Below are 16,367 nucleotides of genomic sequence, written 5' to 3' on the forward strand. Positions count from 1 at the left end.
GGCAAAGAGCTGCGCGCGGCGAGCCGCGAGGCCGACCTGCTCGAGGAGCTCCGCCTCGGGTACGTCGCCTACACCCGCGCCAAGGAGCGCGTGGTCGTGAGCGGCCACTGGTGGGGACGCACCCAGCTGAAGCCGCTCGGACCGTCGGACTTCCTGCTCACCACGCGCGACTGGCTCGTCGAGCAGGGGATCGACCCGCTGCACTGGGCCGAGCCTCCCGCCGACGACGAGACCAACCCGCACCTCGTGCTCGCCGACGGGATCGCGTGGCCGGTGGAGCCGCCGGCTCTCGACGGGCGGCGAGCGCTGGCCGCGGAGGTCCTGGCTGCCCTCGACGGCGGCGCGGCGCCGGTGCCCGAGCTGCCGGTCCCTGGCGACCGAGTGGCCGAGCTGTCCCTCGAGATCGACCTCCTCCTCGCCGAGGCCGAGGCGGCGCAGGCAGAGGCGCGTCCCGTCGAGCTGCCGTCCACGCTGTCGGCGACGGCGGTGCTGGCGCTGGCGCAGGACGAGTCGTCGTTCGCGCGCACCCTGGCGCGGCCGATGCCGCGCCAGCCCTCGGGCGCCGCCAGGTTCGGCACCCGGTTCCACGCCTGGGTCGAGTCGCACTACGGCCAGCGACCTCTGCTGGAGCCCACCGAGCTGCCGGGACAGGGCGACGTCGAGCTCGCCGACGACGCCGAGCTGGCCGACGTCATCGAGCGGTTCGAGTCGGGCCCGTACGGACACCGCACGCCGCACACGATCGAGGCGCCCTTCTCGATGCTGCTGGCCGGCCAGCAGGTGGTCGGCCGCATCGACGCCGTCTTCGCCACGACCACGCCGGCCGGCCGTGGCTTCGAGGTGGTCGACTGGAAGACGAGCCGACAGGCCGACGCCGACCCGCTGCAGCTCAGCCTGTACCGGTTGGCGTGGGCCGAGCTCCAGGGTCTCGACCCCGCACTCGTCTCGGGCGCGTTCTACTACGTGCGTCTCGGCACGGTGGTGCGGTACGCACCCGAGGACCTGCTCGACCGCGAGGCTCTCGAGGCGCTGCTCGCGCCCGGGACCGGACCCGGGCCTAACCTGGCAGGGTGAGCGCCTCGACCTCGTCCGCGACCCCGCCGTTCGCCTGCGACCGGGCCCGCCACGACCGTGCGGGCCTGCTACGGGCCGACGACGCGTGGGACGGTCCGCAGGTGCGCGTGCTGGTGCTGGGCGGTGAGCACGTCGCGACGGTCGACGGGCCCGCCCTGCGCTGGCTGCCGCGCGAGGAGGCGCCGGAGGGCACGTGGATCTTCCTCGGCGAGCTCGCCGGGGTGCCGCACGCCGCGGTCGTCGTCGAGCGCGTGCCGCAGGACCTGGTGCCGGTGAGCATCCGCGTCCTGGCGCCCCTGCTGGGTGCCGACGACCTCTCCCTGGCCGTCCACGCCGTCGGGATGGCCCGCTGGCTCGCTGCCACGCCGTTCTGCCCGCGCTGCGGCGGGGCCACCGAGATCCGGTCGGCCGGTCACCTGCGCCGGTGCACCGTGTGCGGCACCGACCACTTCCCGCGTACCGACCCCGCCGTCATCATGCTCGTCACCGACGACCAGGACCGCGCACTCCTCGGGCACCAGGCCAGCTGGCCGGAGGGTCGCTGGTCGACGCTCGCGGGGTTCGTCGAGCCGGGGGAGACCCTCGAGGACGCCGTCCGCCGCGAGGTGACCGAGGAGTCCGGTGTCGTGGTCGGCGACGTGGCCTACGCGGGCAGCCAGCCGTGGCCCTTCCCGGCGAGCCTGATGGTCGGCTTCTTCGGTCGGGCGACGGCCACCGACATCGAGGTCGACGGCGTCGAGATGGCGGCGGCCCAGTGGGTCACCCGCGAGGAGCTGCTGGCGCAGGGCGAGGCGGGGACGCTGCTGCTCCCGCCGTCCGGAGTCTCGATCTCCAGCTGGCTCATCGAGAGCTGGCTGGGCGAGCGCATCCCGTCCGGCTGGTACTGACGTCGGGGCGGTAGGCCGCCGCGGAGCTCGAGCGAGCGGTAGCTGGCGCGCGTCACCTGACGACGATGACGCGGGTCCGCGACCGCCAGCACTCGTTCCGCGGCTCACCTACCGCCAGGGGGTCAGACGCCCAGCTGGGCCTTGACCTGCGCGACGGACGGGTTCGTGAGGGCGGTGCCGTCGGCGAACACCAGGGTGGGGACCGTCTGGTTGCCGTTGTTGGCCTTCTCGACGATCGCCGCGGCCTCGGGGACCTGCTCGATGTCGACCTCCTCGAAGCTGATGCCCTCGCGCTGGAGCTGCGACTTCAGCCGGTGGCAGTAGCCGCACCACGGGGTCGAGTAGAGGGTGAAGTCGCCGGTCATCGTTGTCTCCTGTGCGGTCTAGGCTGGTCGCACCGGTGTCGACGACGCCGGTGCCACGGGTGTCAACGACACCACGGCCGGGCTTGTTCCGCCCCGCCGGCCTGTCCGGCACCCCCCGACCCGTCCCCGACCGAGGAGAAGTGCCCGCGTGCCCAGCCCCGAGGACCTCCTCGAGAACCTCGACCCCGAGCAGCGGGCCGCCGCCGAGGCCCTGCGCGGCCCGGTCTGCATCGTCGCGGGCGCCGGGACGGGCAAGACCCGCGCCATCACCCACCGCATCGCCTACGGCGTCGCGACCGGCCTGTACGTGCCCACCGAGGTGCTCGCGCTCACCTTCACGACGCGTGCCGCGGGCGAGATGCGCGGACGGCTCGCCCAGCTCGGCGCGCCGCACGTGCAGGCCCGCACGTTCCACTCCGCCGCGCTGCGCCAGGCGCGGTACTTCTGGCCGCAGGTCTACGGCACCGAGCTGCCGGAGGTCGTGGGCTCCAAGTTCGGCCTCGTCGCGGAGGCCGCGAGCCGTGAGGGCATCCGCCGACCCGACAACGCCGTCATCCGCGACCTCGCCGCCGAGGTCGAGTGGGCCAAGGTCAGCAACGTCCGTGGCGCCGACTACCCCGATGTGGCGCGCCGCCGCGGACGCGAGGTCGCCGACCTCGACCCGGGCCGGGTCGCCGCGGTCATGGCCGCCTACGAGGACGTCAAGCGCGAGCGCGGGCGCATCGACTTCGAGGACATCCTGCTCATCACCGCCGCGATCCTCGCCGACGACGAGCGCATCGCCGCGCAGGTCCGACGCCAGTACCGGTGGTTCGTCGTCGACGAGTACCAGGACGTCAACCCGCTCCAGTCGACGCTGCTCGACCTCTGGCTCGGCGGACGCGACGACGTCTGCGTCGTCGGCGACCCGCGCCAGACCATCTACACCTTCGCCGGGGCGTCGCCGCAGATCCTCGCCGACTTCGCCCAGCGCTACCCCGACGCCGAGCGGGTCTCGCTGGTGCGCAACTACCGCTCCACCCCGCAGGTCGTGGCCGTCGCCAACGCCGTGTTCGACGGCGTCCGGGGCGAGGCCCACGGCCGACCGCTGCAGGCGCAGGCCGCTCCCGCCGAGCCCGTGCGCTACCTGGGGTACAGCGACGAGCCGAGCGAGGCGTCCGCGGTGGCCGACGAGGTCGTCCGGCTGCACCGCTCGGGGGTGCCCTACCGCGAGATGGCCGTCCTGTTCCGGATCAACGCGCAGTCGGAGGCCTTCGAGGAGGCGCTGGGCGAGCGCGACGTCCCCGTCACCCTGCGCGGGGTCGAGGGCTACTTCCAGCGCGCCGAGGTGCGTCAGGCCGTCACCCTCCTGCGCGGTGCGGCGCGCGCCGGCGAGGACGGGGCCGACGCGACGGTCGACGTCGACGCCCCCGACCACGGTCGGCTCGGGCACGAGGTCCGCGCGGTCCTGGCGAGCATGGGACACACCGAGACCGCGCCGTCAGGTCCGGGCGCCACGCGCGACCGCTGGGAGTCGCTGCACGCTCTCGTGACGATGGCCGACGACCTCGCCGAGTCCCAGCCGGAGGCCGGTCTCACCGAGCTACTCGCCGACCTCTCGCGGGTGGTGCACCGCGTCCGGGCGCACGTGGGCGAGCCGCTGCTCGACCTCGCGCGTCGCGCCGTCCGCGCGCTCGACCTCGACGTCGAGCTCGAGGCCGGCGACGTCGAGGGTGCGTCCGACAACCTCGCGACGTTCCTCGACGCCGTGGCCGACTACGGGGCCACCGACCGCTACGCCTCGCTCACGGGCCTGGTGACCTACCTGCGGGCGGAGTCGGAGTTCAACGAGGGCATGGAGGTCACGACGCCCTCGGAGGCCGACTCGGTCAAGCTGCTGACCATCCACCGCTCCAAGGGCCTGGAGTGGGACGCCGTGTTCTGCGTCGGGGCGCACGAGGGGATGATGCCCATCACCCACGCCGACACCCCGCAGGCCGTGGCCGAGGAGCGTCGGCTGTTCTACGTCGGCGTCACCCGGGCGCGGCGCCACCTGACCATCTCCTGGGCGCGGGCACGCAAGCCCGGCGGGCGGCAGGGGGGCAAGCGCAGCACCACCGCCGCGGACGCGAAGGTGCCGGCCTACGTCGTGTTCACCGACGCCACCCTGCTCGCCCTGGCCGAGCTGCGCCCCGCCGACGCCCACGGGCTCGTCGGCATCCCGGGGATCGGCCAGACGAAGCGCGAGCGCTACGGCGAGGCGGTGCTCGAGGTCATCGCCCAGCAGGGCTGAGGCGCTCGGCGGCCGTCGCCACCACGACGTCGGTCAGCCGGTCGAGCAGGCTCGACGGCGTCCGCCAGCGCTGCCACGACAGCGGGGAGCGGATCGTCGGACCTGCGAGGTCGACGAGGTCGGGCCCGTACGTGGCGGCGTGCTCGGCGGGCAGCAGGCCCCAGCCGAGACCGAGGGAGACGGCCCGCGCGAAGTCGTGCGGCGACGGCACGAGGTGGCGTGGGGTCAGGGACGCGTCGACGTCGTGCGCGGCGAGCCAGTCGGCCTGGAGCGAGTCGGTCGGGTCGTAGTCGACGCGCGGTGCGGTCCGCAGCTCGGCCTCGCCGACCCCGTCGGGGGCCCAGCGGTCCATCCAGGTGCGCGACGCCATCGCCCGGTAGGTCAGCGCGCCGAGCGGGACTGCCCGGCACCCGGGCACCGGCTCGGGCGTAGCGCAGCACGACCTCCCCGGCGGCCGTCGGCCGCACGGGAGTCGTGCGCACCAGCAGGCGCTGGCCGACCGACTCCTCGATGGCCTTCACACGCTGGCTCACCGCGGACGGCGTCACGTGCAGGGCGCGGGCGGCGCCGTCGAAGGTGCCGGCCTCGACCACCGCGGCCACGGTGCGCACGGCGACGGGGTCGGACCACATGAAGCCATGCTAATGCACCTGAAGAATTCTTCGCTGGTCCTGAAGATGCTTGCGCCCTAGCGTGGCTGCGTGACCAGCCTCCTCTCCGGCCTCGGTGCCGGCCTCGCCCTCATCGTCGCGATCGGCGCGCAGAACGCCTTCGTCCTGCGGCAAGGGCTGCGTCGCGAGCACGTCGGCCTGGTGGTGGCGGTGTGCGCTCTCTCCGACGTCGTGCTCGTCGCCGTCGGGGTCGTCGGCCTGGGGCGACTCGTCGAGTCGGTGCCCTGGTTCGTCGACGCGGCCCGCTGGGGTGGCACGGCGTTCCTCGCCGGCTACGCGGTCCTGGCGCTGCGCCGGGCGGTCACGGGGTCGGGGGAGTCGCTCGAGGTCGACGGCGACGCCCGCGTCGAGTCAGGCGGCGGGCTGGCGGTGCGGGTGAGGCCGTCGGCGGCGCGGGTCGGGCTGACCGCGCTCGCCCTGACATGGCTGAACCCGCACGTGTACCTCGACACGGTCGTGCTGCTGGGGTCGGTCGCCGCCTCGCACGGTGACGCCCGTGGGTGGTTCGCTGTCGGCGCCATGACGGGCAGCGTCGTCTGGTTCGCGGCGCTCGGGTTCGGTGCGCGTCACCTGGGCCGCTGGCTGCGCGAGCCGCGCGCGTGGCGCCTGCTCGACGGCGCGATCGGCTGCGTCATGCTGGTGCTGGCCGCCGGCCTCGTGCTCCGCTGAGCCTCAGTCCGGTGGCTCGAACCCGGGGATCGACTCCTCCAGGATCGAGCGGAACGGTGCCGTCGCGTTGAGCTGGCACAGCACGCCGACGCCACCCAGCCAGACGCGGTGGATGAGCAGGTACTCCGGCGGCAGGTTGATCTTCATCGACGTCGACATGCCCTCGCCGCCGAGGCCGACCCGGCCTGCTTGCTCACGCAGCCAGGCCCTCGAGAACGTGAACGTCGGGGCGCCCGCCGGCTCGACGAACGGCGCGATGTACCCGGCCATCACCTCGGGATCGATCTTGGTGCCGGGACGCAGGAACCCCTCGCTGCGCAGGTGGTCGGTCACCGCCTGCGCGTCGCCCGCCAGCGCGGCGGTGAGGAGCGGGCCGAGTGCGGGAGGCAGCCCGTCGGGCAGGTGTGCCACCGCACCGAAGTCGACGACGCCGAGACGTCCGTCGGGGAGCACACGGAAGTTGCCGGGGTGCGGGTCGGCGTGCAGCAGCCCGACGCGGTCGGGGCTGGTGAGCAGGAACCGCACGTAGCGCTCGCCGTAGCGGTCGCGGTCGTCCTGGCTGCCGTCGCGGATGAGGTCGGCCAGCGAGCCGGTGGACTCCATCCAGCTGCTCACGAGCACGCGCTCGGTCCCGTGCACGACGCTCGGCACGAAGATCTCGGCGTCGTCGGCGTACTCCTCGTGGAAGCGCTGCTGTGCGGCGGCCTCGAGCGTGTAGTCGAGCTCCTCGACCACCCGGTCCTCGAGCTCCTGCAGCAGCGCCTTGACGTCGATGCCCGGCGCGAGGACCCCGAGCAGCCGGGAGATGCGCGACAGCTGACGCAGGTCCGAGCGCAGCGCCTTCGCGGCACCGGGGTACTGCATCTTGACGGCCACCTCGCGTCCGTCGTGCCACCGACCGCGGTGCACCTGCCCGATGGAGGCCGCCGCGGCGGGCTGATCGCCGACCTCGACGAGCCGGTCGCGCCAGTCGCCGCCGAGCTCGGCGGTCAGCTGACGGTGCACGACGTCGACCGGCATGGGCGGGGCGGCGTCCTGCAGACGGGTGAGCGTCTCTCGGTAGGGCGCTGCGATCTCCTCGGGCAGCGCCGCCTCGAAGATGCTCATGGCCTGGCCCATCTTCATGGCGCCGCCCTTGAGCTGGCCCAGCACGCTGAACACCTGCTCGGCGGTGCGCCGCTGCACCTCGGTCAGCACGGCGTCGGCGGGCGCGCCGCCGATCCGCCGGCCCATGCCGAGGGCGGTGCGGCCCGCGAACCCGACCGGCAGGGCCGCGAGCTTCGCGCCACGCGTGAACGCCCCGACCGGGAGCGACGACCGACTCCGGCGGCCAGTGCCGCGGTCGTCCGTCGTGTCGTCCGGCTCCTGTGGCTCCACGTCTTCCAGGATAGGTGCCATCGGCTCAGGCGTCCCGGTGGAGCAGGCTCGTGCAGCCCTCGTGGACCGGGACCGGTTCGCGCACGACGTCGCGTCCGCGCAGGTGGAGCACGCCACCCACCGTCTCGGGACGATCCGGTCCGGCGCAGGCCGCCGTCTGCTCGGCGACCGCGGCGGCGAGGCGGTGCAGCAGGACCGGCCCCGGCGACGGTGGGGGAGCGGCGACGAGCGGGCGACCGAGCTGCCTCACCACCGCGGCCCACGTCGGGTCCGCGGCGGCGCGTGCGGCGTCGTGGCACCCGAGGCACGACGTGTTGCCCGCGACCGTCAGCGGACCGACGCGGGCCCAGTGCTCGTCGACCACGACGGGCAGGACCGGCAGACCGGTCTCGACCGCTCGCGCCACCCAGTGCCGGTCGGGCTCGCCGGCCGCGACCAGCAGGAGCAGCAGCACCCCGGACCGAGCGCGGGTCGTCCTCGAGCTCCGGGACCCTCTCCCGGGCCAGTCGCTCGACGGACTCCAGGCTGCGACCGTCGAGCAGCCGGAGGAGGGCGAGGAGACCCGGTCGGTCGGTGAGCACCACGTCGGGTCGGCCGACGACGGTCAGTCGTCGCGCGTCACGACGCACGACGTCGGCTCCCGGGAGGAGGACGGGCCGCAACGTCATGACCGCCACCTTGCGGGGCTCGACGGGTGCGGACCAGCGGGCGTCCACAGCGCCCACGGAGGCATCCAGGGGGCCGGACGTGCGAGAGCCGGGCTCCCGAGGGTCTGCCTTCCCCTGCGGACCTGATTCGGGAGCCCGGCTGAGGACACCGTAGGGGTCCCAGAGGGGCGCGTCAACCGACTTGGCAGAACCGTTGTCCACTCCTGTGGACAAGTCTGTGGGGAAGATGTGCGCATCGCCGTCGGTCGGTGTGGACGGCCCGTGGACAGACGGGTCTGAGCCGGTGGAGACCGACGTTCCGACGGTACGGAACCGCCTCCTGACCTGCGACGGGACGGCCTCGACCACGCCCGGCGGATGTGGACGAAGATTCCTCGTCCGTCGGAGCCCTCGGCTACCGTCCAGGGCGTGGGTGAGGTGGAGATCAGGCGCAGCACGCGACGTCGTCGCACCATCCAGGCGTACCGCGACGGCGACCGCACGATCGTGCTCGTGCCCGCCCACCTGTCACCCGAGCAGGAGCGCGAGGAGGTCGCGCGGCTCGTGGCCCGTCTCGACGCCCGCGTCGCTCGGACCCCGGCCGGCGACGAGGAGCTGATGGCCCGCGCGCGCACCCTGTCGGATCGCTACCTCCAAGGTCGCGCGGTGCCCACCTCGGTGCGGTGGGTCACCAACCAGACGCAGCGCTGGGGCTCCTGCACCGCGGCCACGGGGGCCATCCGCATCTCCGACCGCGTCCGCGACATGCCCGACTACGTCGTCGACCACGTCGTCCTTCACGAGCTCGCCCACCTCATCGAGCCCAACCACTCCCCGCGGTTCTGGGCGCTGCTGGCGGACTACCCGCACGCGGTCAAGGCCGAGGGGTTCCTCGAAGGCGTGTCCTGGCAGCAGCGATGAGCGCCAGCGTGTCGGCATCGGTCGGCTCCACAGGATCGTCGACACCGAACCAGGCCACCGGGTCCTCGTCCTCGGCCACGACGGGCTCGGCGTCGACGGGGGCCACGGCGAGGAGCTGGACGTCGAGATGGTGGCCGCCGGGGGAGCAGAACGGCACGGCGTGCCGCGAGAGACGCAGCGGGTCGGGGTCGACCTGCAGGCCCGCGATGCCCGTCTCCTCCAGTGCCTCGCGTGCGGCGGCGTCGACCAGGCTCGCGTCGTCGGCCTCGCAGTGCCCGCCGGTCTGCAGCCACATCCCCGCCTTGCGGTGACGCACCAGCAGCACGCGCTGAGCGTCGGCCGTCATCACGAGCGCGCTCGCCGTCACGTGGTCGGGCCTGCAGGGGCGCAGCATCCCGTCAGGGTGCGCGGCGAGGTGAGCCAGGTACGCCACGCGCAGCCGTTCCTGGCCTGCGTCGGGTGCCGTCCAGGCCGCCAGCGTGCGCGTCGCGTCGGCGTGCAGGGTCACCGGGCGTCGCCGGTGCCGGGCTCGTCGTCGCGGCCCGGGGTGCCGTCGCCGGCCTCGCCGGACAGCAGCTCGTCGAGCGCGGCGTCGAAGTCGTCGTCGCCGGACTCGCCGCTCGCGAAGCCGAGCGGGTCGTCGAGGTCGGCCGCGGTCGGCATGAGGTCGGGGTGGGTCCAGGCGGCGTCTCGTGCGGCCGGACCCTGACGGTCGCGGACCGCGGCCCACAGGTTCGCGGCGTCGCGCAGACGACGCGGACGCAGCTCCAGGCCCACGAGCGACGCGAAGGTCTGCTCGGCGGGACCGCCGGTGGCGCGGCGACGGCGGACCGCCTCCGCCAGGGCCGGCGCCGACGGCATGTCGCGCGCGGCCTGCGAGACGACCTCGTCGACCCAGCCCTCCACGAAGGCGAGCAGCGTCTCGAGCCGCTCGACCGCGTGCTGCTGGCCGGGGGTGCGGCGCGGCTCGAACAGGCCGCCCTGCATCGCCTCGGCGATCGCCTCGGGACGGCTGGGGTCGATCTCGCGCACCTGCGCCTCGATCGCCTCCACGTCGATCTGGGTCCCCGCGCCGAACTCGTCGATGGCGCCGACCAGAGCCTGCTCGAGCCACGGTGCGTGCGCGAAGAGCCGGTGATGCGCGCACTCGCGCAGGGTGACGTAGAGCAGCACGTCGGCCGACGAGTGCTCGAGGCCCTCGCCGAACGCCTCGACGTTGTGCGGGAGCACGGCGGCCACGCGGCTCGGACCCATGGGCAGGCCGATGTCGGTCGACGACAGCACCTCGGTGGCCAGACCCGCGAGGCCCTGGCCGATCTGCTGCGCGAACATGGCGCTGCCGGCCTGGTTCAGCATCCCGATGAGCGGGCCGGCCATGGCCCGTGCCTCGTCGGGGATGGCCTGCGCGATCGCCCCCACCACGTTGTCGGCGATGGGCTCCATGAGGCGTCGCCACGAGGTGCCGGTGGCCTCGACCCACTCCGCGCGGCTCCACGCGACGGACGACGTCGTGGCGGCGGGGACGTCCGTGACGCGGTCGAGCCACGTCTCGGCGAGCCGGACGGCGTCGGCGACCGCCCCGACCTGACCCGCGTGCGGCGACGGGTCGGGGCCGGCAGCGGCGAGCGTGCGGCGCGCGACGTCGCGGGCGGTGTCGAAGTCGACGGAGCCGTCCTGCGTGGCGCCGCTGAACAGCTGCTGCATCTGCCCGAAGATCGCGCCGAGGTCGGGTGCCTGGCCGGCGGGCCCGCCGGCGGCGCCGGGGATCCCGCCGAGTGCCCCGAAGACCTGCTCGAAGGGCGTCCCGGCGAAGGGGTTGGGCTGCTGCGGCTCCCGGTTGTCCTCGGAGGAGGAGTCGTCGCGGTCGTCAGGTGTGTCGGCCATGGGGCCAGCGTATCGAGGCGGCCCCACGGGGTCGGGTCGTTCACCGCTGCCCGCGCTGGGCGGCGCAGCGCGGTCGCGCCGACTACGGTGGTGTCCCATGAGCACGGTCCGCCTGGTCGACGTCCGCGACACCGCCCTGAGCCTCGACGAGGTCTTCACCGCGGTGCGCGACCCGCACGCCGGCGGCGTCGCCCTGTTCGTCGGCACGGTGCGCGACCACGACGGTGGGCAGGACGTCAGCGCCCTCTCCTACAGCGCGCACCCGAGCGCGGTCGAGCGGCTGCGCGAGGTCGCGGAGCGGGTCGCTGCGGAGGAGGACGTCGTCGCGGTCGCCGCGGTGCACCGGGTCGGCGACCTGCAGATCGGCGACCTCGCGGTCGTCGTGGGTGTGTCCGCCGCCCACCGGGCCGAGGCGTTCGTCGGTGCCCGCCGCCTGATCGACGAGCTCAAGGCCGAGGTGCCGGTGTGGAAGCACCAGACGTTCGAGACCGGCGACGCCGTGTGGGTCGGGGCCTGTTGACCGGCGCAGTTGTCGTCGAACTCTAGGGTGGAGCCGTGCCCGACGACCCTGGACGAGACACCGCCGTGCCCGAGGGCGCCCCGCACGACCCTGACGCCCACCGGCTGGGGCGTCGCTACGTCACCCTGCTCGTCGCGGGCGTGAGCGTCGTCGCCCTCACGTGCGTGGCCTTCCTGCTGCCTGCCCCGTACGTGACCATGCGTCCCGGCCCCGCGTTCGACACGTTCGGCGAGATCGGCGGCCGGCAGATGTTCACGTTCGGCAAGGGCGTGAAGACCTACCCCGTCGACGGTGCGCTCGACTTCACCACGGTCTCCGTCACCCGCGCCGACACGCACGTGAGTCTCGGGTCGGTCGTCGAGGCCTTCCTCACCTCCGACGTGGCCGTCGTGCCGCGCGACATCGTCTACCCCGACGACGAGTCGGCCGCGGCGTCGAAGGCCGAGGGCCAGGCGCAGCTCACCAGCTCCAAGGACAGCTCGCTCGTCGTCGCGCTGAGGGCCGCCGGCTACCGGGTGGGCGAGCGCGCGTCCGTCGCCGCTGTCGCGCAGGACGGTGCCGCAGCGGGCAAGCTGCAGCCGAAGGACGAGATCACCGCCGTCGACGGCCGACGTACCTCGTCCGCGGCGTCAGTGGTCGAGGCCGTCGGCCGGGTGAAGCCGGGCGCGACCGTCACGCTCGACGTCGTCCGCGGCGGCACGCAACGCACCGTCGACGTGACCACCCGCCCCGACCCGCGCGACGCCTCCGTCCCGCGCGTGGGGGTCTCGCTGGGCACCGTCTACGACTTCCCGATCGACGTCGAGAACAACGTCGGCGACGAGGTGGGTGGCCCCAGCGCCGGCACCATGTTCGCGCTCGCGATCTACGACCGCCTGACGCCCGGCTCGCTCACGGGAGGGCGCACCGTCGCGGGCACCGGCACCATGAGCCCCGACGGCACCGTCGGCCCCATCGGGGGCGTGCGGCAGAAGATCGCCGGCGCCGCGGCGGCCGGCGCCAAGGTGTTCCTGGTGCCCGACGCGAACTGCGCCGAGGCCGCGCAAGGCTCCGACCACGGCATGACCCTCGTGCGGGTGGCGACCTTCGACGAGGCCGTCAAGGAGCTCACGGCGCTCGCCAAGGATCCCGACGCCCGGGTCAGGACGTGCTCGTGACGACGCCGGAGCAGGAGCCGCTGCCGTCCACCCCGTTGCGGCTGGCCGCGCTCGAGGTCGAGGCGCACGTGGCCGCGGACGGGTGGGACCAGGCGCCCCGCCTCTACGCGCTCGTGCGCACTGCCGCCCTCGTGGAGGCCGAGCCCTCGCTCGCGGCCCAGCTCGCCGTGCCGCTGCGCGACGCACCCGACGGCTTCACGACGATCGAGCAGGAGCTGCACCTCGCGGGTCGACCGCTCGAGGACGTGCTCGAGGAGATCCAGTGGCCTGACGCCGTCGACGGGTGCGCCGTCGTCGTCGAGCGCATCATGCTGCCGCCCGAGGCTGAGGAGGACCTCCCGTCCGACCCGGCCGCGGTCGCGGAGGCGGCCGCCCGCCACCCCGCCCGCCAGGACGTGCGCCTCGTGGCCGTCGTCGACCGAACGGGGGAGCGGCACAGCGCCGTGCGCGCCCGCACGCCCGCCGACGCCACCCTCCTCGAGGGCCCCGACCTGGTGCCCGGTCTGGTGCAGGCCCTGCTCCGCACCCTCGACCCGAACGCCTGACGTAGGCTCGCCCCACCGTCAGCCCCACCGCTGGACCCGACCCCAGAACGACACCTGGAGCCCCGTGAGCGACATCTTCGGTACCCCCCGTCCCCGACCCGAGCCGACGCCCGGCGGGGTCGACAAGCGCCGGAAGGTGCTCGTGCCCACGCTCGTCACGCTGGCGGCGCTGCTGTTCCTCGGGTCGATCTTCACGTCGGTGTGGACCGACCGGCTCTGGTTCCGCTCGGTCGACTACTCGAACGTGTTCACCACCGTGATCGTGAACCGGGTCGGGCTCTTCGCGGTGCTCGGCCTGTTGTTCGGGCTCGTCGTCGCCGCCAACGCGTGGCTCGCGCACCGGCTGCAGCCCGACACGCTGCCCATGCGCCGCGACGACCCCGCGTTCCGGTACCGGCAGGCGCTCTCGCCGGTCAAGCGTCCGGCGCTGATCGTGCTCGCCGTCGTGCTGACGGTCTTCGCCGGCTCCGTCGCGTCGTCGCGGTGGGAGACGTTCCAGCTGTGGCGCCACGGCACGTCGTTCGGCGAGCAGGACCCGCAGTTCAAGAAGGACATCGGCTTCTTCGTCTTCGACCTGCCCTGGTTCAACTTCCTGTCGTCGTTCCTGTTCGCGCTGGTGGTCGTCGCCGTCCTGGTGAGCGTCTTCGTGCACTACGTGTTCGGTGGCATCCGGTTCGCCGGACGCGGCCCGCGCTTCACGCGCGCGGCGCAGGTGCACCTGGCGGTGCTCGTCGGGTTCGGCGTGCTGCTGCGGGCCTTCGGCTACTGGCTCGACCGCTACAACCTCGCCGTCAACGGCTCCGGCCTGTTCACCGGCATCGGCTTCACCGACGCCAACGCGCGGATCCCCGCAGCGAACATCCTCATCGGCGTAGCGCTCGTGTGCGCCGTGCTGTTCTTCGCGTCCGTGTTCGTGAAGTCGTGGGTGCTGCCGGGCGTCGGGCTGGGCCTGCTGCTCCTCACGTCGGTGCTCATCGGTGGTGTCTGGCCCTACGTCATGCAGTCCTTCCAGGTGCGTCCCTCGGAGCCGGACAAGGAGGGCCAGTACATCGCCCGCAACATCGAGGCGACGCGCGAGGCGTACGACGTCGCCGACGTGGAGACCGAGGACTACACCGCGAACACGACCCTGACGCCGCAGGAGCTCAACGCGTCGGCCGAGTCGCGCGTCAGCACGCGTCTGCTCGACCCGACGCTCATCTCGCCCGCGTTCCAGCAGCTGCAGCAGGTGCGCGGCTACTACACCGTCCCGCAGACCCTCGACGTCGACCGCTACAAGCTGGGCGACGACGACATCCCGCAGGACGTCATCATCGCGGCCCGCGAGCTCGACCTGGGCGGCCTGCAGGACTCCCAGCGCAACTGGGCCAACGACCACACCGTGTACACGCACGGCTACGGCATCATCGCCGCGCGCGGCAACCAGCGCGGCGAGCAGGGTGAGCCCGTCTGGGTCCAGAAGGACATCCCGCCGGTCGGGGAGATCGAGACCGAGGTGCCGCCGCGGATCTACTTCGGCGAGAGCTCGCCGTCGTACTCGATCGTCGGACGACCCGAGGGCGCCGCACCGATCGAGGTCGACATCCCCCGCGGTGGCGGCTCGGGCAACGACGGCGCCGAGAGCGCCACGCAGAACACCTACGACGGCGAGGGCGGCGTGCCCGTCGGCAGCCTCTTCCACAAGGTGCTCTACGCGTTCAAGTTCGCCGAGCCCAACATCGTGCTGTCCAACCGCGTCAACGAGAACTCCAAGATCCTCTACGACCGGCACCCGCGTGACCGCGTCGAGAAGGTCGCGCCGTGGCTGACGGTCGACGGCGACACCTACCCGGCGGTCGTCGACGGTCGCGTGGTGTGGATCGTCGACGGCTACACGACGAGCAACAGCTACCCGTACAGCGAGCGACGTTCGCTGCGCCAGGCCACGGACGACACGCTGACGCAGGGTTCGTCGCAGGCCGCGCTCCCGACGGACAACGTCAACTACATGCGCAACTCCGTGAAGGCCGTCGTCGACGCCTACGACGGCAGCGTGAAGCTGTACCAGTGGGACACCCAGGACCCGGTCCTCAAGACGTGGATGAAGGTCTTCCCGGGTGTCGTCGAGCCGCGCTCGCAGATCGACCAGAGCCTGCTGGAGCACCTGCGCTACCCGGTCGACCTGTTCAAGGTCCAGCGCAACGTGCTCGAGCGCTACCACGTGACGGACGCGCAGACGTTCTACGAGGACGGCGAGCGTTGGCGCGTGCCCGAGGACCCGGCGACCCCGTCGGGTCAGCCGAAGTCGCTCCAGCCGCCGTACTTCCTGACGACGGCGCGTCCCGGCCAGGAGGACCCCGCGTTCTCGCTGACCAGCGTCTACCTGCCGAACAGCCGCCAGAACCTGGCCGCGTTCATGTCGGTGAACTCCGAGGCGTCGAGCGAGGACTACGGGAAGATGCAGATCCTGCAGCTGCCGAGCGACACGCAGGTACCGGGTCCGAGCCAGATCGCCAACCAGTTCAGCTCCGACCGCGGCGTGACGCAGGCGCTGCTGCAGTTCCGCCAGTCCGACGCACGGGTGCTCAACGGCAACCTGCTGACCCTGCCCGTGGGCGACGCGCTGCTGTACGTGCAGCCGGTCTACATCCGACGCACGGCGGAGGAGGGCAGCTACCCGGTGCTGCAGTTCGTGGCGGCGTCGTTCGGCGAGGAGGTCGGCTTCGGCCAGACCCTCGACGAGGCGCTGCGCGTGGCGCTCGGCCTCGCGGAGGGCTCCGTCCCCGACCCGGACGAGGAGTCCTCGGGTGGCGACACCGGTGGCAGTGGCGACGGTGGCGCGAAGACGACGCAGGAGTACCTGCGCGACGCCTCCGCCGCCTACTCCGCGGCCCAGAAGGCCCTCGAGGCCGGCGACCTCGCCGAGTACCAGCGTCGGATCAACCAGATGAACGCAGCGGTCGAGAACGCCCAGGACGCCCTGGGCCAGTCCGACCAGAGTGGCGGCGAGTAGGGGGCTCGACTCGCTCGGGCTACTCGACCGGCGAAGGTTTCGCTGGTCGAGTAGGCCGACCGGCGACGAAGGAGCTCGGTCGGACGTATCGAGACCACTCCAGACGGTCGCTGGGAGCCGGCTCGCGCTGGGCCGTTGCGGGGTGGTCTCGATACGCGCCGACGTGCTCGCTGGCGCTCGCCGTCGCCGCTACTCGACCAGCGGAGCGTTTTGCTGGTCGAGTAGTCGCCTCCGCCGAGGGACGAGGCGTGAGGTGACGTATCGAGACCACTCCAGGCGGTCGCTGGGGGTCGGCTCGCGCTGGGGCCGTTGCCGGGTGGTCTCGATACGCGCCGACGTGCTCGCTGGCGCTCGCCGTCGCCGCTACTCGACCAGCGGAGCGTTCT

The 16,367-nt window shown here is 73.1% G+C and carries 15 protein-coding genes and 1 pseudogene; 9 read left to right on the top strand and 7 right to left on the bottom strand.

The features are described from left to right. A partial coding sequence (locus A6Q79_RS12960; RefSeq protein WP_317698579.1) for a PD-(D/E)XK nuclease family protein occupies positions 1-1,074 on the top strand: 1,074 nt, incomplete at its 5' end. Continuing rightward, positions 1,071-1,961 (top strand): NAD(+) diphosphatase, encoded by an 891-nt coding sequence (gene nudC / locus A6Q79_RS12965; RefSeq protein ID WP_317698580.1) that lies wholly within the window; start codon positions 1,071-1,073, stop codon positions 1,959-1,961. The genes A6Q79_RS12960 and nudC, both read left to right, overlap by 4 nt. Before the next feature lie 122 nt (positions 1,962-2,083). On the opposite strand, the gene A6Q79_RS12970 is transcribed toward nudC, so the two are convergent. Further along, a complete protein-coding gene (locus A6Q79_RS12970) occupies positions 2,084-2,326 on the bottom strand; it encodes a mycoredoxin (protein ID WP_067855885.1) in 243 nt (80 codons plus the stop codon). Between the two features lie 148 nt (positions 2,327-2,474). Between A6Q79_RS12970 and A6Q79_RS12975 the strand changes: the two genes are divergently transcribed. After that, complete coding sequence (locus A6Q79_RS12975) at positions 2,475-4,598, top strand: ATP-dependent helicase (protein WP_317698581.1); 2,124 nt, start codon at positions 2,475-2,477, stop codon at positions 4,596-4,598. Here the strand turns inward: A6Q79_RS12975 and A6Q79_RS12980 are convergent. Next, the gene (locus A6Q79_RS12980) at positions 4,579-4,968 is read right to left on the bottom strand and encodes a hypothetical protein (protein WP_317698582.1); all 390 of its coding nucleotides are present in this window, start codon (positions 4,966-4,968) and stop codon (positions 4,579-4,581) included. The two genes, A6Q79_RS12975 and A6Q79_RS12980, sit on opposite strands and share 20 nt — an antisense overlap. Positions 4,969-5,053: 85 nt before the next feature. Then, positions 5,054-5,230, bottom strand: a pseudogene (locus A6Q79_RS18685) (LysR family transcriptional regulator); the annotation flags it as partial. Positions 5,231-5,299: 69 nt separating this feature from the next. Here A6Q79_RS18685 and A6Q79_RS12985 point away from each other — a divergent pair. Beyond that, positions 5,300-5,938, top strand: a complete 639-nt coding sequence (locus A6Q79_RS12985; RefSeq protein ID WP_067855894.1) for a LysE/ArgO family amino acid transporter — start codon at positions 5,300-5,302, stop codon at positions 5,936-5,938. A gap of 3 nt (positions 5,939-5,941) precedes the next feature. Here A6Q79_RS12985 and A6Q79_RS12990 read toward each other — a convergent pair whose 3' ends face one another. Both A6Q79_RS12990 and A6Q79_RS12995 read right to left on the bottom strand, forming a co-directional pair. Further along, a complete protein-coding gene (locus A6Q79_RS12990; protein ID WP_067855897.1) occupies positions 5,942-7,315 on the bottom strand; it encodes an AarF/ABC1/UbiB kinase family protein in 1,374 nt (457 codons plus the stop codon). A 25-nt stretch (positions 7,316-7,340) separates the two neighbouring features. After that, on the bottom strand, positions 7,341-7,769 hold the full coding sequence (locus tag A6Q79_RS12995; RefSeq protein WP_317698583.1) for a hypothetical protein: 429 nt from the start codon (positions 7,767-7,769) through the stop codon (positions 7,341-7,343). 622 nt (positions 7,770-8,391) lie between these two features. Here A6Q79_RS12995 and A6Q79_RS13000 point away from each other — a divergent pair. Further along, positions 8,392-8,883, top strand: a complete 492-nt coding sequence (locus tag A6Q79_RS13000; protein ID WP_317698584.1) for a M48 family metallopeptidase — start codon at positions 8,392-8,394, stop codon at positions 8,881-8,883. Here the strand turns inward: A6Q79_RS13000 and A6Q79_RS13005 are convergent. Both A6Q79_RS13005 and A6Q79_RS13010 read right to left on the bottom strand, forming a co-directional pair. Next, positions 8,837-9,391: an NUDIX hydrolase gene (locus A6Q79_RS13005; protein ID WP_067855906.1), complete on the bottom strand. Its 555-nt coding sequence runs from the start codon at positions 9,389-9,391 to the stop codon at positions 8,837-8,839. The two genes, A6Q79_RS13000 and A6Q79_RS13005, sit on opposite strands and share 47 nt — an antisense overlap. Beyond that, positions 9,388-10,767 (bottom strand): zinc-dependent metalloprotease, encoded by a 1,380-nt coding sequence (locus A6Q79_RS13010; protein ID WP_083516291.1) that lies wholly within the window; start codon positions 10,765-10,767, stop codon positions 9,388-9,390. Before A6Q79_RS13010 ends, A6Q79_RS13005 begins: the two co-directional genes overlap by 4 nt. A gap of 97 nt (positions 10,768-10,864) precedes the next feature. Between A6Q79_RS13010 and A6Q79_RS13015 the strand changes: the two genes are divergently transcribed. From A6Q79_RS13015 to A6Q79_RS13030, 4 genes are all read left to right on the top strand, one after another. Continuing rightward, a complete protein-coding gene (locus tag A6Q79_RS13015) occupies positions 10,865-11,287 on the top strand; it encodes a molybdenum cofactor biosynthesis protein MoaE (RefSeq protein ID WP_067855909.1) in 423 nt (140 codons plus the stop codon). 35 nt (positions 11,288-11,322) lie between these two features. Next, on the top strand, positions 11,323-12,444 hold the full coding sequence (locus tag A6Q79_RS13020) for a PDZ domain-containing protein (RefSeq protein WP_286690352.1): 1,122 nt from the start codon (positions 11,323-11,325) through the stop codon (positions 12,442-12,444). Beyond that, on the top strand, positions 12,441-12,989 hold the full coding sequence (locus A6Q79_RS13025) for a PPA1309 family protein (RefSeq protein WP_286690351.1): 549 nt from the start codon (positions 12,441-12,443) through the stop codon (positions 12,987-12,989). Before A6Q79_RS13020 ends, A6Q79_RS13025 begins: the two co-directional genes overlap by 4 nt. Positions 12,990-13,053: 64 nt before the next feature. Next, the gene (locus tag A6Q79_RS13030) at positions 13,054-15,981 is read left to right on the top strand and encodes a UPF0182 family protein (protein WP_286690350.1); all 2,928 of its coding nucleotides are present in this window, start codon (positions 13,054-13,056) and stop codon (positions 15,979-15,981) included. Positions 15,982-16,367: the final 386 nt, after the last annotated feature.

It is taken from the genome of Aeromicrobium sp. REDSEA-S32_B7 (genome assembly GCF_001626145.1).
GTDB classification, from domain to species: Bacteria; Actinomycetota; Actinomycetes; order Propionibacteriales; family Nocardioidaceae; genus Aeromicrobium; species Aeromicrobium erythreum.